Genomic DNA, 438 nt, shown 5'->3' with positions numbered 1-438 from the left:
CGGATCCGTCTTCGCAAGGAGCATGTCTCGGTCGAGCGCCGCGCGACGGGCGGCGAGCGCGTGGTGACGGGCGCGGAAGCCGATGCCCTGTTCGAGGAGCGCGACATCGCAATCACCGAACACGACGAGGAAGCCGTGGTTTCCAAGGAGGCGGTGGTCACCGAGGAGGTCGTGGTCGACAAGGATGTCGAGGAGCGCGAGGACGTCGTGACCGACACCGTACGCAAGACCGAGGTGGATATCGACAAGAACGACGTCGACAAGACCTAGGGCATCCCAGGATCACGCTAAAAGTCGGCGGTCTTACTGACCCGCCGGCTCCCCGCTGCGGCTCCCGGCGTTTCAAGCCCGGTGGTCTTGCAGATATCAGTGTCCCGGACTGCTTCTTCCGCCAACACGGTGCAGGAGTGGCCATGAAGATGACACAGGACCATCGGA

At 63.5% G+C, this 438-nt stretch carries 1 protein-coding gene; it reads left to right on the top strand.

From position 1 onward, the window contains the following. Positions 1-270 (top strand): DUF2382 domain-containing protein (locus Q1B08_RS21730; RefSeq protein ID WP_299823528.1); only part of this gene is annotated, 270 nt, incomplete at its 5' end. Between the last annotated feature and the right edge of the window lie 168 nt (positions 271-438).

Origin of the sequence: uncultured Jannaschia sp., from assembly GCF_947494025.1 — a bacterium.
Taxonomy (GTDB): domain Bacteria; phylum Pseudomonadota; class Alphaproteobacteria; order Rhodobacterales; family Rhodobacteraceae; genus Jannaschia.
Note: the sequence above shows the minus strand (reverse complement) of the source record. Positions and strands in the feature narration are given on the sequence as shown.